Below are 23,481 nucleotides of genomic sequence, written 5' to 3'. Positions count from 1 at the left end.
ATTATCTGACTATCAGCATGTAATGAAAACTTGTCATTGGTAGGTAACGAGGGATCCTAATAAGTTATAAGGCAGGCACTTCCGATCTTAGTAGGATTCTTCCTCCGTCAGAATGACTTTCAGTTTTGAGTTTGGTCTTTTGAGACAGTCCCAGTACAAAATAAAAAGGATCGCCAAGTTGACGATCCTTTTTATTTCCTTCTTAAGAAGAATATTATAGTTTCTCCTTAATTCTGGCAGCTTTACCCTGTCTGCCTCTCAGGTAGTAAAGTCTTGCTCTTCTTACCTTACCTTGTCTTACCAGCTCAACTTTTTCGATGCTTGGCGACAACAAAGGAAAGATTCTTTCAATACCAATACCATTAGAAACTTTTCTCACTGTAAAAGTCTCACCGTTTGTATTAGGGTGTCTTCTTTGTATTACAGTACCCTGAAATTGCTGGATCCTTTCCTTATTACCTTCGGTAATTTTTACGTGCACGTTAACAGTGTCCCCAGCTTTGAAGGTAGGAAATGAATTTCTTCTTTCGCTGTTCTCTGCCTCCAATGATTTGATAATATCGTTCATGATTTCTATCGCTAAAAAGTATCTGTTCCAAAAATCGGACTGCAAATATAATAATCTTTTTGGAAATCCATGTACGACAAGAAAAAATATAAAACTATTACTTTTTATTTTGTTCAATTTATTATTCAGATTATTGAACAAAATGATCATTCATTCTGTTAGAGATTAAAAGAAGTTGATATAAATCCCCAAAACTTTATGGAGAGTACATTACAGAAACCAATTCTTAACCTTGACATCACTTTTGAAAATGCAAATGTATACCTGGTAAATAGTGCTGATGCGGTGCTGGTAGAAGCTTCCGGCACATACATTACCAATGATGAATTCAAAAATATATTTCATTATGTCGGGAGCCTGGTGATCAGTAATGGCATTAAAAAACTGGTATTTGACAAACGTACACTAAAAATATTCCACCAGCCTTCCATGGAATGGTATTTTGTGGTGTGGAAAGAGAAAATGTATACACATGGACTAAAGACCTATAGGAAAATTCTTCCTCAGAGTTCTGTTTTTCGTGAAAGTGTCAGGATAAGCCAGGAAAAGATCAACAAGAAATATCCAAACGCTAAGTGCCATAATATGGATATCAAGTACTCAGAAACTTTAGAGGAAGCCATTAACAATTAATGTGAGTTTGATATAAAATGGCTTGAAAATAGGTGGTCATCCCATCCGAAGGCTTTAAGTCTTTCGATGGAAGGATCTTACTAAGTTATCACAACAAATGGAAGCCGTATCATCTGAAGTTACTCTAAAGATATTTTGGGGTGATTTGTATGGGGTTCATCAGGGATTGTATGTAGCAGTACAGTCCCCGGCCCGCTTTTCACTATCTTAGCAGGTCGGGTCTTCGATTTTTTGTTCGGGCTACAGATTGCTTAAAGCGCCATTCCTCAATTTTTTGCTCATGACCTGAAAGTAAAATATCAGGCACTTTTATTCCTTCGAATTCAGCGGGACGGGTATACACGGGAGGCGCCACCAGATCATCCTGGAAAGAATCCGTCAGAGCGGAAGTTTCGTCTGAAAGCACCCCTGGTAGCAGGCGAATAACCGCATCGGATACTACGGCCGCAGCAAGCTCTCCACCGGAAAGCACATAATCTCCAATACTTATTTCTCTGGTAACAAAATGCTCCCGCACCCGCTCATCCACACCCTTATAATGTCCGCATAAAATGATCAGGTTTTTTTTCATCGAAAGCTCATTTGCCATACGTTGAGAGAATCTCTCACCGTCAGGACTCATATATATCACCTCGTCATACTGGCGTTCGGCCTGGAGGGCTCTTAGGCAGGTTACGATAGGTTCTATCATCATTACCATGCCCGCACCACCTCCATAAGCATAGTCATCTACTTTTTTATGCTTATCCGTAGAATATTTCCTGAGATCGTGTACACAAACTTCCACCAGTCCTTTTTTCTGGGCTCGTAGCAAAATGGAATCTGAAAAAGGACTCTCCAACAACCGTGGGAGACAAGTAATAATATCTATTCGCATGGGTGGGATCAATCTAAGTATATGTCAAGTAAGCCTTCAGGCAAGGCTACCTGCAGCTCTTTTTTGTCATGGTCTGCCTTTCCTATTATATCATCAATAATAGGAATTAATATTTCCTTCCCGTCATGGTCTACGGCAAGTAAGTCTTGCTGTGGTGAGCTGTATACGTCACGAACTTCGCCAATCGCACCCACCACGGCATCCATCACCTGGTAGCCAATAATCTCATGAAAGTAGAATTGTCCTTCATCCAACTGAGGCAGGTTTGACAGGGGAAGATATAATCTTTTCCCCTTCAGCTCCTCTGCTCCATCCACCGTATTTACATCTTCAAACCTGACAATGGCCTTATTACCTTTCAGTATAAGAGAATCAACAAAAAAAGGAACCAGTTTATCGTTGATCTCAACAAAAACTGATTCCAATTCCTGGTATTCCTGTGGAAAATCAACATCTAGAAAAATATTGACCTCACCACTCAAGCCATGCCTCTTGATGACGTAACCAAGTTGGAAACATTCATCAACATTCATAGCGTTTATTCCTCTTTTTTGCCCTCTTCTTCAGCAGGAGTTTCTTCCTTCGCCTCTTCGCCGGCTTCAGCTTTAGGCTCGTCAGCAGCTTCCGCTACTTCAGTACCTTCGGCAGCAGCTTCAGGAGCTTCCTCGGCAGGAGCCTCTTCTACAATGTTCTTTTTCTTCAATGCTTCTGCTCTGGCCTCCTTCACTTTTGTTTCAGCCTCTTTTCTAGCTTTGGCGCTGTCAGCAGCAGCTTTAGCCAGCTTGTCGCGCTTAGCCTGAATCTTACCTTCTTTATCTTCCAACCAGGCGTTGAATTTCTTATCTGCTTCTTCCTGAGTAATAGCGCCTTTATTCACACCTATCTGTAAATGCTTTTTCAGCATAATGCCCCGGTAAGAAAGCATCGCTCTTACAGTATCGGTAGGCTGTGCACCTTTCATCACCCACTCAAAAGCTTTTTCCTCATTCAACTCTACAGTTGCAGGATCAGTGTTAGGGTTGTACCTTCCGATTTTTTCAATATAGCGACCATCTCGTGGTGCTCTCGCATCTGCTACGACTACATCGTACAATGCTTGTTTTTTGCGCCCTCTGCGGGCTAATCTGATTTTTACTGCCATTTTTTTAGTTAATTCTTAAAATTACGGATCACGTCCGTCCTTTAAAAGACTGCAAAGATAGAGTAATTTTTGTTAAAACGAATTATCCGATTAATAAAAAGGAAAAGAAGAACCCACGAACATGATCTTTTACTAATCCATTGCCATTCGAAACTCCTCTCAAAGCCAACAAAATAACATTTGCACCTTAACAATGTTCCTTTTGTAGTACCAATTTTATCCCATAACCGTACGATTTTAACTCTCTAAAAATCAGTAATATTTGTTAAAGCGGTTATGCGGTTTTTTTATTGAAATATTCTTACCTACATTTGTTTTGTAATTTCAGAAGCACTCAGAAAAAATGGATAAATATTCCTACATCTCCAACGCTCACGGTCACTATCTCGATGAGCTATACCAATCTTATCAACAGGACCCTTCTTCAGTGGATGAGTCCTGGCGCAAATTTTTTGAAGGTTTTGAATTTTCGCTTCAAAAGTACGGTGAAAATGGTCACCCTGTAACTGAAGGAGTGTCGTTCAAAGAAACTCAGGTGCGTAACCTGATCCATGCTTATCGCTCAAGAGGGCATCTTAAATCAGACACCAATCCCGTTCGTCAACGCAGGGATCATAATGTAAAACTCTCGCTAGACGATTTCGGGCTGTCTGACAAAGATTTAGACACAGAGTTTGAAGTAGGCACTGTAGTAGGAGTAGGAAAGGCTCCATTAAGAAAGATTGTTGAACGACTTGAAAAAATATACCTGGGCCATATCGGCTTTGAATATATGCATATCCGGGATTCGGAGATCCTGGATTGGTTCAAACATAAATGTGAGAAAGAAGCAGTAGACACTACCCCTGACAATGCTACAAAGCAGCGCATCCTGTCAAAGCTGAATGAGGCTGTTGTCTTCGAAAATTTCCTGCACACTAAATTTCTGGGGCAGAAACGTTTCTCACTGGAAGGTGGCGAGAATACTATTCCTGCTCTTGATATGATCATCAATACAGCGGCTGACTTTGATGTAAAAGAAGTGGTAATAGGAATGGCACACCGTGGCCGCCTGAATGTGCTGGCAAATATCATGGGTAAAACCTATGAAGAGATATTTAGTGAGTTTGAAGGCACAACTGACCCCGATCTGACCATGGGTGATGGTGATGTTAAATATCATCTTGGCTATTCCAGCCGCATTAAAACATCCACAGATAAGAACGTGTATGTTAAACTAACTCCAAACCCGTCGCACCTTGAGGCTGTCGATCCTGTAGTATTAGGTTACACCAGAGGACAAATTGATGACGAGTATGACGGGGATACCAGAAAAGCCATGTCTATCCTTATCCATGGTGATGCTGCGGTAGCCGGACAGGGCCTTGTGTATGAGATCATTCAAATGTCGGAGTTGGAGGGCTACACCAGTGGTGGTACTGTGCATTTTGTGATCAACAACCAGGTGGGTTTTACAACAGACTATGATGATGCAAGATCAAGTATCTATTGTACTGATGTAGCGAAGATCATTGATGCTCCCGTACTCCACATCAATGGTGATGATCCGGAAGCTGTAGTTTTTGCCGCCAAGCTGGCTGTTGAGTATAATCAGAAGTTTGGAAAAGATATTTTCATTGACCTGCTGTGCTACAGAAGGCATGGGCATAACGAAGCTGACGAACCAAAATTCACTCAGCCTAAGCTCTACAACCTTATTGCCAAACATCCCAATCCGCGTGAGATCTATGTCAAAACTCTGATAGACCGCGGTGATATAGATGAGGAAAAGGCTAAGAAACTGGACAAAGAATTCAGGGATCTGCTTCAAGACAGGCTGAATGATGTTAAACAAAAACCACTGCCTTACAAGCCTCAAAAGATTGAAGAAGAATGGGAGCAGTTAAAGAGAGCCAAGCCGGAAGACTTCGAGCAATCACCTGATACATCTATTGATCAAAAGGTAGTAGACAAGGTAGCGAAAGCCTTAACTACATTACCTAAAGGATTTAAACCACTCAAGCAGATAGAGAAGCTGATAAAAGACCGTAAAGCCAGCTTTTTAGAAAAGAAAGAGCTTAATTGGGCAGATGCGGAGCTATTGGCATATGGCTCACTCCTACTTGAGCAAAAGCTGGTACGTATGTCCGGGCAAGATGTAAAAAGGGGCACATTCTCTCACAGACATTCCTATATCTTCGATGCCAATACCAATGAACCTTATTGCAACCTGAACCATATTGAGGAGGGCCAGCAGAAATTCAGGATCTTCAACTCTTTACTCTCTGAGTTTGGTGTTTTGGGCTTTGAATATGGTTATGCCATGGCTACTCCCAATGCTCTGGTGATCTGGGAAGCCCAGTTTGGTGACTTCGCTAATGGCGCCCAGGTGATGGTCGACCAATTTATAACCAGTGCGGAGTCCAAATGGCAAAGGATGAATGGCCTTGTAATGTTGTTACCACATGGATACGAAGGTCAGGGGCCTGAGCATTCGAATGCCAGACCAGAAAGATTTTTGCAACTGGCTGCGGAGGAAAATCTTGTTGCAGCTAATATCACTACACCGGCAAACTTCTTCCACCTGCTCAGACGGCAGCTTACCTGGAATTTCAGAAAACCCTGCGTGGTATTTTCTCCAAAATCATTGCTAAGACACCCTAAAGTAGTGTCCCCGATGAATGACTTTACCAAAGGAAAATTCAGTGAAGTGATCGGAGATGATTATGCGACAGCAAAATCCGTAAGAAAAGTGTTGTTATGTACCGGTAAGATTTATTTCGACCTGCAGGAGGAGCAGGAAAAGAAAAAGATCAAAGATGTTGCTATAGTAAGAATAGAACAGCTTTATCCTTTCCCTAAAAAGCAGGTAGATGCTCTTTTGAAGCAATACAAAAACGCCAAACTGGTATGGGTACAAGAAGAACCGGCTAACATGGGCTACTGGTCATTCGTTTTACGATTTATGAGTGACACCAACCTTGAACTTATCTCCAGGAAAGCTAGTGCCTCACCGGCTACGGGGTATGCCAAGGTGCATAAGATTGAGCAGAGTCGTATAGTTGAAAAAGCATTTGAAAAATAATCAAGAAATTTAAACACCAAATCAATGAGTTTAGAGATTAAAATTCCTGAAGTAGGTGAGTCAATCACCGAGGTCGTTATCGGAGCATGGCTTAAAGGCGATGGCGATTATGTAGAGCAGGATGAGATCATTGCTGAAATAGAAACGGACAAAGCTACTCAGGAGTTTCCGGCAGAAGCTTCAGGGATCCTCAAGATAAAAGTACAGGAAGGCGAAACCGTTGAAGTAGGATCGGTAATTGCCGAAATAGATACAGATGCCAAATCCTCCGGAAATGGCGCTGCCTCTAAAGAGGAAACCCCCTCCGCCAAACCTGTAAAAGAAGAACAATCGGCCTCTACTGCGAAAAAGACGGGAGAGATAAAAGAAATGCACGTTTCCGAACTCGGAGAATCCATTACAGAGGTCACTTTGGCCTCATGGTTTAAGCAGGATGGTGATTTTGTTGAATTGGATGAGACTATAGCAGAAATTGAATCAGATAAAGCCACGTTCGAGCTACCTGCAGAAGCAAATGGTATTTTGAGAACAGTAGCTAAGGAAGGCGACACGCTGGAGATCGGAGCATTATTATGCAAAATAGAAGTGATGGAAGGCAAACCTGCTGAAAAAGCAACGGCTAAAGCAAGTAGTGCAGAGCCTGTTAAGGCCGGTGGAGACGATCAAACCTCTTATGCCGCGGGTCACCCTTCTCCCGCTGCAGCAAAAATCCTTGATGAAAAAGGCATTTCTTCTCAGGATGTAAAGGGCACCGGAGTCGGTGGAAGGGTAACCAAAGAGGATGCCGAAAGGGCGCAGAAAGCTGAACAGTCAGCAAAAACCCAACCTTCAGCTCAGCCAGAAGCATCCCCCGCTGTTTATGGAGAAAGAAATGAGCGCAGAGAGAAAATGAGCAATCTGAGAAAAACTATCTCGAGAAGGCTCGTATCTGTGAAGAATGAAACGGCTATGCTTACTACCTTTAACGAGGTAGACATGAAGCCAATAATGGATCTTCGAAAAAAATACAAGGACCAATTCAAAGAGAAGTATGGTGTTGGATTGGGCTTCATGTCCTTTTTTACAAAAGCCTGCTGTCAGGCCTTGAAAGAATGGCCTGCAGTCAATGCCTCCATTGATGGAGAAGAGTTGGTATACCACGATTACTGTGATATTTCCATTGCTGTATCCACACCTCGTGGATTAGTAGTTCCGGTTATCAGGAATGCAGAAAACATGAACTTCCAGGGTATTGAAAGTGAGATTATCCGACTTGCAGGAAAAGCGCGTGATGGTAAGCTTTCTATCGAAGAGATGTCAGGAGGAACATTTACCATCACCAATGGAGGTGTATTTGGTTCTATGCTCTCCACCCCTATTATCAACGCGCCTCAGTCAGCAATTTTAGGAATGCATAATATTGTGGAACGACCCGTAGCCATCAACGGTCAGGTGGAGATACGCCCGATCATGTATGTAGCGCTATCTTATGATCACAGGATCATCGATGGCAGAGAATCGGTTAGCTTCCTGGTGAGGGTAAAAGAGTTGCTGGAGGACCCTACACGACTGATGTTAGGCGTTTAAAATAAAACGAATGATCAGGCACCTCAAAATAAAGAATTTCAAATCCTTAAAAGAGGTTGATCTTAACTGTAAAAAGATCAATCTCTTTCTTGGTGAACCGAATGTAGGCAAATCCAATCTTTTGGAAGCGCTTTCTCTTCTAAATAGAAGAGAAAATCTTCGGGAGTTCATAAGATTTGATAATTTAATAAATCTCTTTTATGATTTTGACCTTGCCAAGGAAATTGAAATAAGTGCAGATGATCAAAAAATTATCGGAAAGGTAGAGAATCAACAATTAAAACTTGAATATCTAAACAAGAATGGGGCTTCTCCATTCAGTTCAAGTTTCTTTCTTAACGGTAAACTCCAAAATAGTTCGCACAACGATAATGAATTGCAGCTAAAAGCTATACGATATTATAAATACAAAGAAGATATCGCTTTTGTAAACAGGGACTACACATATTTGAGCCAGCCATTTGGCGAAAATCTTGATAGTATTCTTCAAACAAATAAAGAAGTAAGAAACCTGGTGAGTTCTCTGATCAAAAGCGTTGGTTTCAAGCTGGTTGTTAAGCCAGCAGAGAATCAAATCGAGATATATAAAGAGAGCGATGAAATTACTTACTCTCTGCCTTATTCAACAATATCAGATACTCTTAAACGTATCATATTTTATACGGCTGCTATTGAAACTAATAAGGATGCTGTGCTACTACTGGAGGAGCCTGAAGCCCATACATTTCCATTTTACACTAAAGATCTTGCGGAAAAAATTGTTATTGATGAAACAAATCAATTTTTTATAGTTACTCATAATCCTTATTTACTGGAGACGATAGTGGAAAAAGTTCCTACCGCGAACTTACAAGTAAATATTTGTTGGTTAAAAGATTATGAAACAAAGGTTTACCCCCTTGAAAAGGAGTCGGAGATAACGGAAATAATAGATATGTCTTCAAGTATTTTCTTCAACTTTGATAGCTTTATTGAAAGATGATTTTTGTTGAAGGAAAACCAGATAAGATACCTCTGAAGTCAATAGGTATTGCGAATAGGAATATACGTATAGAGGGGAGTAAAGGTAAGGTTTGCAATAGGCTAATTAAAAACAAAAATGTAAAAGGAATGGTTGACGAAGATCCTTTGGTTCCCCAACCCTCCTACCTGAAACGATTGAGAAAGAGATCTGAAGACAAAAATTTAATCGAATATATCGATGATCAAAATTCCAATAGGCTCGCAATGATCAAACCATATTTGGAAGAATGGGTCATGTATACTTGCAACACTTACAAAATTGATCTTTCTGCCTATTTTCTGCCCAATACCTCCAAAGAACTGAAGAGGGTTATCAATGGTAATCTTGACAAATTCAACAAATTGATTTCTGAAAACAGGGAAATAGAAGCTCTAAAAAAATTAAAAGAATTTATAAATACTTAAGTTATGCAATACGATGTAACAGTAATAGGTTCGGGACCTGGCGGATATGTAGCGGCTATTCGCTGCGCACAACTGGGCTTTAAAACGGCCATTATTGAAAAATACAATACCCTGGGAGGTACCTGTCTCAACGTAGGCTGTATTCCTTCAAAAGCGATGCTTGACTCAACTGAGCATTTCCATAATGCCGAGACCACCTTTAAGGATCACGGTATAGAGATCAGTAAGCCTAAAGCTAACCTGAAGCAGATGATCCAAAGAAAAGCAGATGTGGTCAAGTCAAATGTTGACGGCATCGCTTTCCTGATGAAAAAGAACAAAATAGATGTTCATCATGGCGTGGGATCATTTATAGATAAAAACACCATTAAAGTTACCCCTGAGAAGGGGAACCCTACTGAGATAAAAACTGACAAAGTTATTATTGCTACCGGCTCTAAACCGGCTGATCTTCCTTTTGCCAAAATTGATAAAAAACGGATTATCAGCAGTACAGAGGCCCTTGAACTGAAGGAAGTTCCGAAGCATATGATCGTGATCGGTGGTGGTGTTATCGGCATGGAGCTGGGATCTGTTTATGCCAGAATAGGCTCCCAGGTGACGGTAGTGGAGTACATGGACAGGATCATTCCTACTATGGACAGTACAATGGGAAAAGAGCTCACAAAGGCTACCAAGAAGCTTGGTATAGACTTTAAAGTAAGTCACAAGGTCACTTCTGTAGAAAGCAAGGGCAAAGAGGTGACAGTGAAAGCAGAGGACAAAAAAGGCAATGAGGTAGAAATTAAGGGAGACTATTGCCTAGTGGCCATAGGTAGAAAACCTTATACAGATGGTCTGGGATTAGAGAACATTGGCCTTAAAACCGATGATCGTGGCCGTATCGAAGTAGATGAACATCTAAAAACCAGTGTGGACAATGTCTACGCCATTGGCGATGTGATAAGAGGGGCCATGCTTGCGCACAAAGCTGAGGAAGAAGGTGTACTCGTAGCCGAACAGTTGGCTGGACAAAAGCCTCATATCAACTATAGGCTCATTCCCGGTGTGGTATACACGTGGCCGGAAGTAGCGAGTGTAGGATATACAGAAGAAGAACTCAAAGACGAAGGGAGAGAGTACAAAGTGGGACAATTCCCTTACAAAGCATTGGGTCGGGCCAGAGCCAGTATGGATTTAGACGGTCTGGTGAAGATACTCGCAGACAAAGCTACTGATGAGATCCTTGGAATGCATATCATAGGTGCTCGCGCTGCAGATATGATCGCAGCCGGGGTTACAGCCATGGAATTCCGGGCTGCCGCTGAAGATGTGGCCAGAATGTCGCACGCGCACCCTACTTATATGGAAGCGGTAAAAGAAGCATGTCTGGCAGCTACTGCCAACAGACCCCTTCATATCTAACTTAAATTTAACAACCTGGAGTGTAAGATATCACTCCAGGCTGCTTTTCTAACACTTTCCTATGTCTGTTACCCTAATCCTCGTCATTATTACCGTACTGACCAGTCTCTATGCCTGGCAAAAGCAGGACATTCTGCGCAAGTGGATATTTAATCCGTACAGCGTCAATAAATACAAGCAGTATTACCGGTTTGTAACCTCCGGGTTTATTCACAATGATTTTATCCATCTGCTTTTCAACATGTTGGTACTCTGGATGTTTGGGGAGCAGGTAGAATATGTGTTTACAGCGCTTTACGGTACAACAGGAACGGTATTATTTGTAGCCCTTTATATCCTGGGAATTATTGTATCGGACATTCCTACCTACTTAAAACATAAAGATCACGCTTACTATAATGCTCTTGGAGCATCCGGAGGAGTCTCCTCAGTGCTTTTTAGCTTTATACTGTTCGACCCTGCTCAAAAACTGTACCTTTATGGCATCCTTGGCCTTCCCGGTATTGTTTGGGCTGCTCTGTATGTGCTTTACTCTGCCTACATGGGAAAAAGGGAAGGGGACAATATTAATCATGATGCCCACCTTTATGGAGGACTATTTGGAATCGCCTTTACTATTCTCATTTACCCGAAGGTGATCATGCATTTTATTGAGCAGTTGAAGGGGTTGAGTTTATTTTAACGATACTCTACAGAAAATTCTTTTCGTAAAGTATAAGTTCTGCCGTCAATAGCAATAATCTCTACATATATAACATAGTTGCCTTCTACATCAGATGAATAGAACTCAAAATCAACTCTTCCGGTATCATTAACTCTAAGATTCGTACTCCAATATAACGTACATCGCAGATCAGGGGCTTCATTATTAACAACAGAAGAAGGAAGTACGATACCTTGTCTATTCATACCTTCAATTTTGGTAAATTCTTCCCAGAGCGGCTCTAATGGATTCATAGCTTCAGGTTTCAGATCTACGGATATCACTCCATTTTTTCCAAATGTACCATATCTCGCCTCTGTAACAGCAGAGTTGAATAAATCAATTGTCTGAATATCATTAACATTCAAGTCAAGAAGAAATCGACCATCAAAGGTCGGAATACCATTAATCAATATAAAGGGCTTTCTTTCATATCGGTGGCTACTTTCTTTTGGTACTATTCTAAGTTCCTTTTGTCCTTTATGTCTTACAACTCTACACTTGGGAACTATTGCCTTCAAGGTTTCTTCCACAGTAGGCAAAGTCTGATATTGAGATAGTTGAATAGAATAATCAGGGGTACCAGCCAGAAGATCTGCCTCTAAGGCATGCTTGTTATCTGACAGATACACTTTCCTAATTAATAATCTTTTTCTTGCCAGTGAAACCATTCTGTCATATTTGTTACTCAAGAGCATGTCATTACGATCATATGAATAGGAGGTTTTATAGTTAAGTTTAACCTCAACATCGCCAAGCACCCTGTCGTCCTTATCGAACTGAACCGACCAAATTGTACCGTCTCCTTCCATTTCCCGAAGCCAATCGGCCAAGATTTGGGCTCGCTCAAGATAAAACTCCTTTGCATAACGTTGCTCCAAATGATAAACCGAAATTTTCGATGTTGGATCATCCACAGGTGGCTTCAGCACTAGCTCTGGTTTTCGATTTTGTTTAGTCGACAGCGGCTTTCCTGGTCTTGGTATTGTACTCAACTCCTTATCAAAAATCTTTACTAAAACTAAAGAGTTCCTATCGATCTTTTCACTGTCTACATGTAAGGAAGCCTGAACAAGTTGCCTTCTCTTCTTTATCTTATCCAAATAAATATCAAAGTAAGAATTCTCTAAGGGTTCTCCAATTTCGCGCCTGGCTAAGATTTGCCCCGTTGAATCCTTTAATATATACATAAGCTTCCCAACCACATGAGAAGGCAAAGTGCTCATAATCTTAATTTTCTCGTTTATATCAAGTTCTAATTCCGACACCAAAGAATCATTCAAAAACTCTGTTAAAGTTGCTTTTCCTTTGCTCTGATTACTATTTTTTGAACCATATATTTCAACAATATATCTGCCTCCATTTTCGCTAATTCCAATTATGGCCGCATTGCTAGTTGCCAAGGGTAACTTCACTTCTTTTAAATCTTCCTTATGCACAAACCGCATCGTATAATGTCTTTTTTGAGCTACAAACTTAAATCTTGCATATCCATTTTCATCAGTCGAGACATCTGCCACCACGGAATTAGCATCATCATAAACCTTTCCTACGATAGAAACCCCGTTCCCTCGCGAATCTTTCATATACACCTCAACATGATTTTCCTCGCCCAATAATAACACTCCTATACCCGTTTCTGTACTAAAATCTATATCCAGCTCCCCTGAGGACATCGTATTTTCATAATCATCACCATACACCTCTATATTCACTCGTCCGGAATTGACTTTACCATTTTCATCATGAGCGTATACTGTGTAATTTCCACTTACCAGATCAGAAGGCAAAACAAATTCCCCGGATTTGTTAAGGTCATTAATAATCATACGTTTTTCAAGTACCACATCTCCGGCTGAATTCACCAGATGAAGCCGGATGAGTAACTTCTCATCTGAAAATTTACCCGTACCTGTTTCTCTACATATAATTCCAATCTTAACCACATCCCCAGAAACGTAAAAATGGGAATCCGTAACTAAATGTAAGTACTGATTTGCGCTGCTGAAACCAAGACCAATACTACAAACGAAGATGCTTGCTGATGCTAATATTCTGAACATATTTAATACCACCAGAAAGGTTTTAAATTAGTGATAGATGTGTATCCCGATTGATAATCAAGACAATTGTTACATACAGCCGGAGGAATGTTTGGCGCTCCTGGTATAGGGGCACACGGATCATCAAATGTAATGTTAAATGGGAAATCTATAGGTTTGATAAACCACCTGGTCACTGATTCACCGGCAACAATAAAATATCCTGAAGTTTTCTCATCTGGATTTGACGTATTAAAAATATTGCTGGGAATTTCAAATGGTGGTGGATCAAAAATACTACCCCCACCCTGCTCTCTCTGTACTTTAATTTTTCTCCAAAATTCAAATGCTCCTTTTCCCAGTGAATATTGAGTTACCAAAACACTAAATTCATGCTTCACTCTGGAATTTGCGCTAAGTTCCAAAAAAAACAGTGGTTGAACATATCCGCCTGAAATACTACGAATGATTGCGTAGTCCTTAAAATAGCTCTGATTTGTAATCCAGCACCTCTTATTCGGAGCACCAACTGCTAGTAGATCCGCCTGCACTTCCCATGAAGCCTCATACGTCCATCTGTAGAATTTTTCTTCACCTGTATTCTCAGGTACAGGAATCCGCCCCTCTACGCCATGCACGAGAACGGGTTGATCTTCCCCTGCAATATCCTTTACTACTTCCTTCTCAATAAATTTCGACTGTAATGGAGATATGGGATCAGCAACCATCATCCTTTCTTCGGTCGATTCATATATCTTTCCCTCCTTGGTAGTAATTTTTAATTTATAGACTCTCTCAGGTACAACCTTAAAGTCAGGGTCATAAAGCACGTAGTCACCGCTATTATCATGGTCTTCGAAAGTCCAGCTATTATTCAAATCGTCCAAAAGAGTAACGTCAGCGCCAGTTACAGGTTCATCCCGTTCGTTAGAAACTTTACTTGTGCCTGATAATTTAACAGTGAAGTATTCTGGCATCACCGGCATGCTCAAACGATCGTTAAAAGATATATTAGTAATTGTTGCCTCTACTACAAGTCGGGAAGGCTCTGATGAAGTATCAAAAGATACAAGCTCGATACAAGACCCCAGGATACCTCCAACTAATATGAAAATTATTAGCCTCATTTTAAATTGTTAAATTTTAAAATTATAAGTCAACGACGGGAATACACTCCCTAAAACCGAAAGCTTATACGCTGTTCCTCTTTGTGTAAAAAATACTGAATATGGGTTTTTTCTTCCATAGATATTATAAACTGAAAATACCCATTCTCCATCAATGGATTTTTGCTTTTTAAATCCGCTCTTGAGAGTAATCGAAAGATCCAACCTATGATAATCGGGGATCCGGAATTGATTACGCTCTGAAAAATTCAACACCGCCGGTATACCTTCGTAGTTAAATTTTGAAACGGGAACAGTAATGGGACGTCCGGTTGAATAGGTAAAATTTCCACTTATGCCAAAACGTCTGCTGATCTTATAGTTTAAAACCAGCGACAAATTATGAGGTGTATCATAATTGGCCGGAAAGTAATTGCCTCTGTTGATTTCGTTCTCTTTGTACTCAGAGGATTTGAACAATCTTTCGCTCCTAGAATAAGTATACGCAAACCAACCTGTAAGCAACCCTTTATTTTTTCTTAGTAAAAACTCGATCCCATAGGAGCGTCCAAAACCCTGTAACAGATCAGCTTCCAGCTTATCGTTAAGCAAAATTGTTGTACCATCCTTATAGTCAACAACATTCTCAACCTCTTTGTAGTACCCCTCCAATGACACTTCAAAGGTATTATCCAGCATATTTCTGAAATAACCAATTGTTACCTGGTCTCCTGTAGCTGGACGTATATTTAAGCCACTAGACTTCCAGAAATCAAGTGGCGATATCGCGGTGGTGTTAGATAAAAGATGGACATATTGTATCGTCCGGTAATAACTTAGCTTAAGGGAATTCTTACTATTGATCAGGAACCGAAGTGACAAACGGGGTTCTATACCATCATAAGTCTGAACAGACTCGCTATTCCCATATTTTAAAGTATCGACTATTGAATCCACTGATTTTGGTGCATCGTCATTATAGGTGTAGGTAGTGCCTCCATATAAAGTGTACATGGAATATCTGCCACCGTATACGAGGCTTAAGCTTGGGGTAAGGGATAGCTCGTTACTAACATACACAGCACTCTCCACCGATCTCTCGCTATCCAAATTTTCGGGTTCCGTATTAAGGTTGCTTTGACCGGGAGTTAGCTTTCCAGGCTCAAATAAATACACTAATGAGTGAAGTCCAAAATCAATTCTGTTATTTACAGAATACTCATAGTTAAAATCGAGTTTGGCATTTAGCGTTGAAATGGATGACGAATATTCAAATTGATTTATTCCTTCTTCAATAAACACGTCATTAAAATACTTGCTGCCTGAAAATTGAAAAGTAGATAAAAGCTTTTTATTATAAATATGATTCCAGTTGATAGCGGCCCCGTTGCTCTTCCAGTTGTAGACTGTATCGGAAGCAAATTTAAATTGATCAGTAGTACTGTAGGCCGACACATTGATGATGTTCGATTTATTAATGACATGATTAACTTTAACGTTTACATCATGAAAAGCTGCGGAGCTTTGATTTAGGTCTGAATTGTTAACTTTCCTTAGTAGCCAGTTTACATAAGAAACTCTTCCTCCGGCTATAAAAGACGTTCTATTTTTAATGATAGGGCCCTCAAGTATAATACGGCTTGAGATCAGCCCTAATCCACCATGTACCTTATATTTTGAATCATTACCATTGCGAAGGTTAACATTCAATACAGAAGAAACGCGCCCACCATAGTTAGCCGGTCCTCCTCCTTTGTAAAGAAGAACATCACGAACCATATCCGGATTAAAGGTAGATACAAGGCCAAACAGATGTGATGTAGAAAACAATAAAACACCATCTTGCATCAACAAATTCTGGCCTGCTTCACCGCCTCTTACGTTAAAACCTGCAGTACCCTCGCCAACCGCGCTCACCCCGGGCAAAGATGTAATTGTCTTGACTGGATCGACTTCTCCTAAAAAAGTAGGTAACGCTTTAATTGATTCAACGCTGAAAACCTCTTTTCCAGCTTCAATTCCTTTAACATTATTGTCATCGGCTGTTGCCGAAATAGTTACTTCCTTAAGTTGAACGGTTTTTTTGAATAGTTCCAGATTTACAGTTCCAGAAGAACGTAAATCAAATAAAAGCTCTTTGGATTCATATCCAAGATATTCTACATTAATAATATGCTTTCCCGTTGGTAGCATGAAAGCATAGTACCCTCTTAAATCGGAGATGACTCCATTTTTACGGTCATTTGTAGCTACCTGTACTCCCATTAGAATCTCTCCTGTTTCTCCATCTCTAACATGACCTGACAACTCAACTGGTTCTCCAGTTGGATTACGTTTATACTCACCCACAACATAATCTACATGCTCATCCAACGGATTCTCATCATCGGTTGTGCCTGTTGCAGACCTGTTTATTATGATCCAATTATTTTTATAGTTGACAACCCCAAGCCCATATTGGGGTAAGATGTTACTTAGTAGATCAGAAAGGTTTGTCTCATTAGCTACGGTCAGTCGGATATTCTCGATCCATTCCTCCTTATAGAAAAAGCGAAGCGCATGTTCCTTCTCAGTGTTCCGAAAAAAATCGGAAAGTAGTATTTCCGCTTGTTCTTCGATCAAGATGGTATGTTGGTCTTGTGCGGGTAAGTTATAGCTAACAAATAACACTAAAGCTATTAGTAGCGTTCTGAAAAAAAAATTAAATACCAATGCGTTAAAAAAAATAGTGATGAGTAAACCAGGTGATAAAAAAATGGGAGCATAGAATCAATTGATCAAATGCCCCCATTTCAGACTACTATCTATATAGATAAGAAATATGCCTATTCCTCAATCTCTATAGTTTTAAAATTCAAATCCTCATGAATACTAGCCTCACCATCCGTTGTTACCACAGTGTTGAGTGTTATGGTCACCGTTTGATCATTATCAAATGCGGAATCCGCTACAGATATACTTATGGCTCGTTCAGTCATACCTTTTTTGAATACCAATGTATTCGGCACATCTGTTGGGGTCGCATCGGAAACGCCGACTGCACCTGAGATAGTGTAGGTCACCAGTATATCGTCATCTCCCGCTGGATTGCTTAGCGTAACAGGGAAACTATATAGATCAGCAGGATCGTTAATAGTTACAGTAGTTGTATCCATCGATGCCACCTTCAGGTCGTCCACTACTCTATATACGATTTTCTGAAGTTCCTCCCCAGCAACATATTCATTATCCATGACAGGAGTAATACTGTTAATCGTTAGCACAACATCCAATGTATCCGTTAAAGCCGCATCAGGGTAGATAACCAACTTAATATGGCTATTGGCTGACTTATCTACTGTATAAGGGCTCTCATAACCCGCAACGATATCATATTGCGACTCATCTAAACTACCAGAAAGGCTATAGCTAACATCGAACACCCCATTGAAACCACCACCAATAGCTAGTGGTATGGTAAGTGTATCGTTCACTATAGTTTCCTCTACAAATACAGTATCAGCACTGAAACTCACATCTCTGGATGCTACTGCTATGGACTTACTTCCACTTGCAGATGACGTAGAAACCTCCAAAGTATGACCAGTTGGCTCAATAAAGTCAATGTACACGAACGCATCATTTTCAGAGTCCTCGGTAATGGTGGCACCATTATTAATAGACCAGCTATGATCCAGATCCTTTCTATTATTTAAAATATAATAACGAATATCTGTATCACCCACATAAACCGCTGAAGGCCCCGAAATCGCAAGGTGCTGACCGGGACGATAATCTATAACATTTCCATCTTCCTCCTCACATGCAGTCATTGCCAAAGCAACTACTCCACATAGCGTCAGGGTTTTGAAAAGAAGATTTTTTCTTAATGATTTCATATAATATATTTTTTATCTCAAGAGTTAATTATTGAACATCCCACCATACATTTTCCTCCATGTTGTTGAAACCTACTGCAGAAAGGTTTTCTGCATTCGCTTCGGCTTCAACGGCAGGATAAAACGCCCGTACAGGGATGAAAGTTGTAACCGCAGCAGCAGGTAAATCAAGCTGTGGTGCATCTAACCTTCTCTGTTCAGCCCAGGCTTCTATTCCCTGAGTATATAAAGCCACCCATTTTTCATACCCTATTGACGCTTTCCAATTGCCAGCATTATAAGGGTTAGCAGCAAGGTAATCGCCTGCTTCCGCGGCAGACAAACCCCATTGGGTGAATGATGCAGTAACCGCATTATTAAAAGCAGTTGCGGCAGTTCCGCCAACGAAACCTCTTTGAATAGCTTCGGCTCTAAAAAACTCCACCTCTGCGTAACTCATCAGTATAGCTGGAGCCGTGGCCTCTTTTATTTTATCATGAGGTCTGGAAGTCATGGGCTTCAACTGAAATGATGCAGCATCAGTCAGTCCATACGGCAAACCAACAATTTCACCATTAGGATTTGGCATTGCATATTCCCAAAGTCTAGGATCGTCCTTGTTATCCATAGCATTAGCCAATTCCGCAGAAATGGCGAAATCATCACGAGTAATTGCATCTACAAAGAATGGGTTAGCGAGTCTTTGATCAGAATCAAATGTAAACTCCGCATTCTCTGCATTAGAAGATATCACTCCTAATCCTGAACCCAACGCCTGAGTAACAATCGTGTTGGCTTCAGAGCTAGCCCTATCAGCCATTCTCATTCCAATTCGTAACTTCAGCGAATTAGCAAATTTGCCCCATAATGCCATATTTCCTCCATAGATAATATCACCTCCACCGAATCCGGCAGCTCCAGGAGTAATACGGCCAATAGCCTCGTTTATTTCAGAAACCAAGCCGCTGTAAATGGACTGTTGAGAATCATATGCGGGATTAGGAAACTCCTCAGGCTGCAATGCCTGTGAATAAGGCACATCTCCCCAAATATCAGTAATCATTTGGAATGCCCATACTCGCATAATAGCTATCTGCGCCAGTCTATTGTTTCTTACAGCTTCACTCAGCGATTCATCTTCTTCAGTCAGTCTTCTGGCCTCATCCAGATCCAATAAACCAGCGGCATAAAATGATTGCCACGATACATTGAAAGAAGAGGGATTTTGATTATATCGGGAATCTTCTGCATACTCGTTTTGAGAAAAATGCTGTACCATTAGCATTGCAAACTCAAAATTCATAGCACGACCCCACATGCGATCAGCCAGCGAAAACTGCGCCTGGGTGAACAAGTTTTCCGCAGGAACTATTGTTGGCTGATTCGGATCAGTATTCGTTTCCTCAAAATCATCTGTACATGCGCCTAAAAGCAGCAGTACAATAAATGTTGATAATAATCTATATATATTCTTCATTTCTGCTAAAATTTATAGTTTAAAGCTTAGGTTAAACCCTAGTGAACGTGTAGGAGGCACCTGAGCATTCTCCAAGCCCTGAACGTTGCCAGTTCCGGTAACCACCTGAGGATCCAGGTAAGGTATCTTGCTGTAAAGAACGCCTAAATTTCTTCCGAAGAACGCCAATGTCACATCTCTGAAAGGCAGGTTACCCATTAGTCTCTGAGGCAATGTGTAGCCAAGTCTGACCTCTCTGAGTTTGATAAAACTTGCATCGTAAACGTTAGGCGCTGCTACAGACCATACAGTTTGGTAGTAAACCTGAGGATCTACCGCTACAGTATTGTTCTCGCCAGTCTCAGTAACACCATTAATGATCATGCCCTCTTCTCTGATATTGCCTTCAGCGGTCTTAGGCAACATGCCTGAATAAGCAGCCCACTGAAGTGAAGTAGAGTGTATTACACCTCCTTTTTGGAAATCTACCAACGCACTTGCCGTTATACCTTTGTAGCTGAACACATTTCTGATACCTCCTGTATAATCAGCAATTGCTGATCCAAGGTATTGTCTATCGGCTTCGACTAATGGGATACCGTTGCTACCGATGATTAACTGACCATCCTCATTGCGCTGAAAATCCTGTCCAAACAATGCCATATAAGGCTGTCCCTTCTGAAGTCTTACGTCTGCAGCCCAGGTAGTACCCATAATAATGTTATCTACCCCTTCTGCCAGCTCTACAACCTCATTGTTATAGGTAGCGAAATTGACGTTAATATCCCACGAAAAATCCGCTGTCTGTATAGGGGTACCTCTCAATGTCAATTCAATACCACTATTCTTCATAGTTCCGGCATTAACTACGCGTGAAGTATATCCTGTAGTCGCTGAAGAGGCCACAGAAAAAATCTGGTCTTCGGTAGTTCTGTCGTAATATGACAGTTCAAAACCGGCACGATTTTGAAGAAAATTCATTTCTAAACCAACTTCAAATTCTTTGGTAAGTTCGTTAACAAGATTTGGGTTATTACGGGCGTTAGGCACTGTATATCTGGGGTTATCGCCAAAGTTAGGCTGCAAAGGAGAATAAACGTTGTTCAACCTATAAGGGTCAGCATCGTTACCTGCAAAACCATAACCTAGTCGCAATTTACCGAATGAAATGATGTCGTTGTTCTGCAGCGCATCTAACTCTGTAAATACAAAGCTGGTAGTAACAGCAGGATAGAAATAAGAATTATCATCAATAGGTAAAGTTGAAGACCAGTCATTTCTCATGGTCAGGTCAACAAACACCGTAGAGAATAATCCAACCGATGCCGATGCAAAAACACTATTGATCTTCTTTCTTTGAACATTAGTTTCTACGGTAGGATTTCCTAGACCATTAGCTATATTGAAAAATCCATCCAAAGCAAGTCCTCCGTTGGTGTTAGCCGTGTTTCTCTCTCTTTCCTGAGACATCAGGTTACCACCCACCATAGCACTAATGGAAATATTTTCATTGATGTGTTTTGAATAAAGGATCTTTGCCTCATAGTTGGTTTCCGTGAATGTCCTTACCGTTTCAGCGTAACGTGACTGATCTACACCGCCCAAGGGAATCCCTTCGCGAGACCTGAAGGTAAATCCATCAGTCATTGCTCTGGCGCTTACACTCAATCCATCGATCAACTCATAGTTAAGTGCTATATTACCATAGAATCTGTCACGAGAGTCTTCCTGCAGATACTCGTTTCGTACCCAATAAGGGTTATCAAAGAAGTAGGGAGCCGGGTCAAATCCTGTAAGCTCACCAGAATTATCTTTAGTAATACCTGTTGGGTTCCATGTATACTGGGTTCCATCCTCTTGTTTATAGTTTTTCAGCCTCTCAAGATCAAGTTGTGTCTGCCACCACTGGGTAAAGCCCTGCATGGGGTTATTGTTAGCATACCCTGTAGCGTTTCTTCCGTTGGCTTCTTGTTTTACAAGGCTACCGGAACCTGTTACCGTCAGCTTGTCAGTTAGCTTATAGTTAGAGTTGATGCTAAACGTATTTCTCTCCAAATCTGAATTAGGCATAGTACCGGACTGATCCAGGTTGGTATAGCTTAATCTAAAGCTTCCTTTTTCATTGCCCCCGTTAAAAGCTACTGAGTTTTGTAGAGTAACACCAGTTTCAAAGAATTCCTCATATCCATTAGCAGGAGCTACCCAAGGTCTTGTTTCCCCATAGTTTGGTGATTGAGGATCCCAGGAATCCCAGTGTCTGATCATCATATTAGGATCATACTTAGGGCCCCATGCTCCGTCTTTAGAATACACAGGAGCGTAGTAGGTAGTTCCTCCCTCTGTAAACCTGTTAAAGCCGCTAGGCGTAGACAAAACAGCACCACCTCCGTACACTTGCTGATGTTCAATAAGGTTCTGAACTTTGTCAAACGTTACACTCGAGTTAAAATCTACACCAATCCCTTTGCCCTTAGCACCTGATTTAGTGGTTATCAGAATAACACCGTTAGCACCTCTGGTACCGTAAAGGGCAGTAGCTGCTGCACCTTTTAATACAGACATTGAAGCAATGTCCTGAGGATTAATATCGGCTGCAGCGTTACCATAATCATAAGCACCGCCACCGAATCCTCTTTGCTGAGCAACTGAAGCATAGTTGTCGTTATTAATAGGCATACCATCCACCACAAAAAGCGGCTGGTTCTCTCCCAAAAATGAGTTAGAACCTCTAACAGTGATCCGAGAAGATCCTCCCAGTGTACCACTCGTACCCTGTATCTGAACCCCCGCAATCTGACCCTGAAGGGCATTAACCACATTTGGCTCTGACGCCTGGGCAACTTGTTCTGTATTTACTTCTTGTACTGAATAACCTAATGATTTCTTCTCTCTTGAAACACCAAGAGCAGTAACCACAACCTCACTCAACTGCTTAACATCTGTCGCCATCTGTACATCAATAACTGACCTGGAGCCTACTTCAACTTCCTGTGTAGACAAACCCACAAATGAAAAGATCAATGTACCTCCGTCAGAAGGAACTCTTAAGCTGTAGTTTCCATCTACATCAGTAACAGTACCAGTAGATGTACCTTTTAAAATTACGTTCACCCCGGGAAGAGACGAACCGTCATCCAATGACGTTACCTTCCCAGAAACTGTCCTTTCCTGTCCCCATGTAATAAATGAGAATAGAAAAAAACCCATAAATAGTAATAGTTTCCTCATAATTAGCTGTTTAAGGTTATTTTACATTATAATAAACCACCCAAAATGGGGGTTCGCGCCCCCAAATTAAGCCACATCATTCTAAAAAAAAAATATTATACATGTTTCTATTTCAAACGTGTGCGAAAAATTATGACTTTCAATAAAAACCAAGGATTAACATCTTTTTCATCCAATTTTCGGCATTAAACAATGCCGGGCTAACTGAAAATTTTAAAGAAGTTCTTTTTGAATTATCGTGAAATGTTTTCTCTTATTATTCCTAAGTTTTAAAAAGTTACTTCTTATTATGGAATTTCCTACCGTAAAGTCAGTCTGCAACCCACCCAAAGTGGGTAGTCTTATCCACAAAAAAATCTGAGGGCCCATGAGAACTCTTGTCACCACATAACCCAAAAAGGACTAGTT

The 23,481-nt window shown here is 40.8% G+C and carries 16 protein-coding genes and 1 pseudogene; 7 read left to right on the top strand and 10 right to left on the bottom strand.

Annotated elements, in window-relative coordinates; translation table 11 throughout:
* Window positions 1-214: 214 nt before the first annotated feature.
* On the bottom strand, window positions 215-568 hold the full coding sequence (gene rplS, locus C900_RS11970; protein ID WP_009580142.1) for a 50S ribosomal protein L19: 354 nt from the start codon (window positions 566-568) through the stop codon (window positions 215-217).
* A gap of 198 nt (window positions 569-766) precedes the next feature.
* Between rplS and C900_RS11965 the strand changes: the two genes are divergently transcribed.
* On the top strand, window positions 767-1,201 hold the full coding sequence (locus C900_RS11965) for a hypothetical protein (protein WP_009580141.1): 435 nt from the start codon (window positions 767-769) through the stop codon (window positions 1,199-1,201).
* Between the two features lie 202 nt (window positions 1,202-1,403).
* On the opposite strand, the gene trmD is transcribed toward C900_RS11965, so the two are convergent.
* Genes trmD through C900_RS11950 form a run of 3 tightly spaced genes read right to left on the bottom strand, consistent with a single transcriptional unit; the run spans window position 1,404 to window position 3,219 of the window.
* Window positions 1,404-2,078: a tRNA (guanosine(37)-N1)-methyltransferase TrmD gene (trmD, locus tag C900_RS11960; RefSeq protein WP_009580139.1), complete on the bottom strand. Its 675-nt coding sequence runs from the start codon at window positions 2,076-2,078 to the stop codon at window positions 1,404-1,406.
* 8 nt (window positions 2,079-2,086) lie between these two features.
* The gene (gene rimM, locus C900_RS11955; RefSeq protein ID WP_009580138.1) at window positions 2,087-2,611 is read right to left on the bottom strand and encodes a ribosome maturation factor RimM; all 525 of its coding nucleotides are present in this window, start codon (window positions 2,609-2,611) and stop codon (window positions 2,087-2,089) included.
* A gap of 5 nt (window positions 2,612-2,616) precedes the next feature.
* Window positions 2,617-3,219, bottom strand: a complete 603-nt coding sequence (locus tag C900_RS11950) for a 30S ribosomal protein S16 (protein WP_009580137.1) — start codon at window positions 3,217-3,219, stop codon at window positions 2,617-2,619.
* Window positions 3,220-3,559: 340 nt separating this feature from the next.
* Here C900_RS11950 and C900_RS11945 point away from each other — a divergent pair.
* The 6 genes and pseudogenes from C900_RS11945 to C900_RS11920 all read left to right on the top strand — a co-directional run.
* Window positions 3,560-6,283, top strand: a pseudogene (locus C900_RS11945) (2-oxoglutarate dehydrogenase E1 component); the annotation flags it as partial.
* A 24-nt stretch (window positions 6,284-6,307) separates the two neighbouring features.
* Complete coding sequence (gene odhB / locus C900_RS11940) at window positions 6,308-7,849, top strand: 2-oxoglutarate dehydrogenase complex dihydrolipoyllysine-residue succinyltransferase (RefSeq protein ID WP_009580135.1); 1,542 nt, start codon at window positions 6,308-6,310, stop codon at window positions 7,847-7,849.
* Between the two features lie 10 nt (window positions 7,850-7,859).
* The gene (locus tag C900_RS11935) at window positions 7,860-8,831 is read left to right on the top strand and encodes an AAA family ATPase (RefSeq protein WP_009580134.1); all 972 of its coding nucleotides are present in this window, start codon (window positions 7,860-7,862) and stop codon (window positions 8,829-8,831) included.
* Window positions 8,828-9,277 (top strand): hypothetical protein, encoded by a 450-nt coding sequence (locus tag C900_RS11930; protein ID WP_009580133.1) that lies wholly within the window; start codon window positions 8,828-8,830, stop codon window positions 9,275-9,277. The genes C900_RS11935 and C900_RS11930 overlap by 4 nt, the downstream gene beginning before the upstream one ends.
* Window positions 9,278-9,280: 3 nt before the next feature.
* Window positions 9,281-10,681, top strand: coding sequence for a dihydrolipoyl dehydrogenase (lpdA, locus tag C900_RS11925; protein ID WP_009580132.1), 1,401 nt, complete (start codon window positions 9,281-9,283; stop codon window positions 10,679-10,681).
* Between the two features lie 61 nt (window positions 10,682-10,742).
* Window positions 10,743-11,363, top strand: a complete 621-nt coding sequence (locus C900_RS11920) for a rhomboid family intramembrane serine protease (protein ID WP_009580131.1) — start codon at window positions 10,743-10,745, stop codon at window positions 11,361-11,363.
* On the opposite strand, the gene C900_RS11915 is transcribed toward C900_RS11920, so the two are convergent.
* The 6 genes from C900_RS11915 to C900_RS11890 form a co-directional block, all read right to left on the bottom strand.
* The gene (locus C900_RS11915) at window positions 11,360-13,447 is read right to left on the bottom strand and encodes a hypothetical protein (RefSeq protein WP_040496629.1); all 2,088 of its coding nucleotides are present in this window, start codon (window positions 13,445-13,447) and stop codon (window positions 11,360-11,362) included. The two genes, C900_RS11920 and C900_RS11915, sit on opposite strands and share 4 nt — an antisense overlap.
* A gap of 2 nt (window positions 13,448-13,449) precedes the next feature.
* Window positions 13,450-14,553 carry a DUF4249 domain-containing protein gene (locus tag C900_RS11910; RefSeq protein ID WP_009580129.1) on the bottom strand — a complete coding sequence of 368 codons (1,104 nt, stop codon included), beginning with the start codon at window positions 14,551-14,553 and terminating at the stop codon, window positions 13,450-13,452.
* A 9-nt stretch (window positions 14,554-14,562) separates the two neighbouring features.
* Complete coding sequence (locus C900_RS11905; protein WP_157494002.1) at window positions 14,563-17,154, bottom strand: TonB-dependent receptor; 2,592 nt, start codon at window positions 17,152-17,154, stop codon at window positions 14,563-14,565.
* A 203-nt stretch (window positions 17,155-17,357) separates the two neighbouring features.
* Complete coding sequence (locus C900_RS11900) at window positions 17,358-18,410, bottom strand: hypothetical protein (protein WP_009580127.1); 1,053 nt, start codon at window positions 18,408-18,410, stop codon at window positions 17,358-17,360.
* A 28-nt stretch (window positions 18,411-18,438) separates the two neighbouring features.
* A complete protein-coding gene (locus C900_RS11895; RefSeq protein ID WP_009580126.1) occupies window positions 18,439-19,866 on the bottom strand; it encodes a SusD/RagB family nutrient-binding outer membrane lipoprotein in 1,428 nt (475 codons plus the stop codon).
* 12 nt (window positions 19,867-19,878) lie between these two features.
* Window positions 19,879-23,073, bottom strand: coding sequence for a SusC/RagA family TonB-linked outer membrane protein (locus tag C900_RS11890; RefSeq protein ID WP_009580125.1), 3,195 nt, complete (start codon window positions 23,071-23,073; stop codon window positions 19,879-19,881).
* Between the last annotated feature and the right edge of the window lie 408 nt (window positions 23,074-23,481).

This window comes from Fulvivirga imtechensis AK7 (genome assembly GCF_000331535.1).
Lineage (GTDB): Bacteria > Bacteroidota > Bacteroidia > Cytophagales > Cyclobacteriaceae > Fulvivirga > Fulvivirga imtechensis.
The sequence above is the reverse complement of the archived record's forward strand: the minus strand, read 5'-3'. Positions and strand labels throughout refer to the sequence as shown.

Coding starts and splice junctions, on each gene's coding strand:
- rimM (WP_009580138.1), bottom strand. CDS start 2,611: ATGAATGTTGATGAATGTTTCCAACTTGGTTACGTCATCAAGAGGCAT.
- lpdA (WP_009580132.1), top strand. CDS start 9,281: ATGCAATACGATGTAACAGTAATAGGTTCGGGACCTGGCGGATATGTA.
- C900_RS11965 (WP_009580141.1), top strand. CDS start 767: ATGGAGAGTACATTACAGAAACCAATTCTTAACCTTGACATCACTTTT.
- C900_RS11915 (WP_040496629.1), bottom strand. CDS start 13,447: ATGTTCAGAATATTAGCATCAGCAAGCATCTTCGTTTGTAGTATTGGT.
- C900_RS11950 (WP_009580137.1), bottom strand. CDS start 3,219: ATGGCAGTAAAAATCAGATTAGCCCGCAGAGGGCGCAAAAAACAAGCA.
- C900_RS11910 (WP_009580129.1), bottom strand. CDS start 14,553: ATGAGGCTAATAATTTTCATATTAGTTGGAGGTATCCTGGGGTCTTGT.
- trmD (WP_009580139.1), bottom strand. CDS start 2,078: ATGCGAATAGATATTATTACTTGTCTCCCACGGTTGTTGGAGAGTCCT.
- C900_RS11920 (WP_009580131.1), top strand. CDS start 10,743: ATGTCTGTTACCCTAATCCTCGTCATTATTACCGTACTGACCAGTCTC.
- rplS (WP_009580142.1), bottom strand. CDS start 568: ATGAACGATATTATCAAATCATTGGAGGCAGAGAACAGCGAAAGAAGA.
- C900_RS11900 (WP_009580127.1), bottom strand. CDS start 18,410: ATGAAATCATTAAGAAAAAATCTTCTTTTCAAAACCCTGACGCTATGT.
- C900_RS11930 (WP_009580133.1), top strand. CDS start 8,828: ATGATTTTTGTTGAAGGAAAACCAGATAAGATACCTCTGAAGTCAATA.
- C900_RS11890 (WP_009580125.1), bottom strand. CDS start 23,073: ATGAGGAAACTATTACTATTTATGGGTTTTTTTCTATTCTCATTTATT.
- odhB (WP_009580135.1), top strand. CDS start 6,308: ATGAGTTTAGAGATTAAAATTCCTGAAGTAGGTGAGTCAATCACCGAG.
- C900_RS11895 (WP_009580126.1), bottom strand. CDS start 19,866: ATGAAGAATATATATAGATTATTATCAACATTTATTGTACTGCTGCTT.
- C900_RS11935 (WP_009580134.1), top strand. CDS start 7,860: ATGATCAGGCACCTCAAAATAAAGAATTTCAAATCCTTAAAAGAGGTT.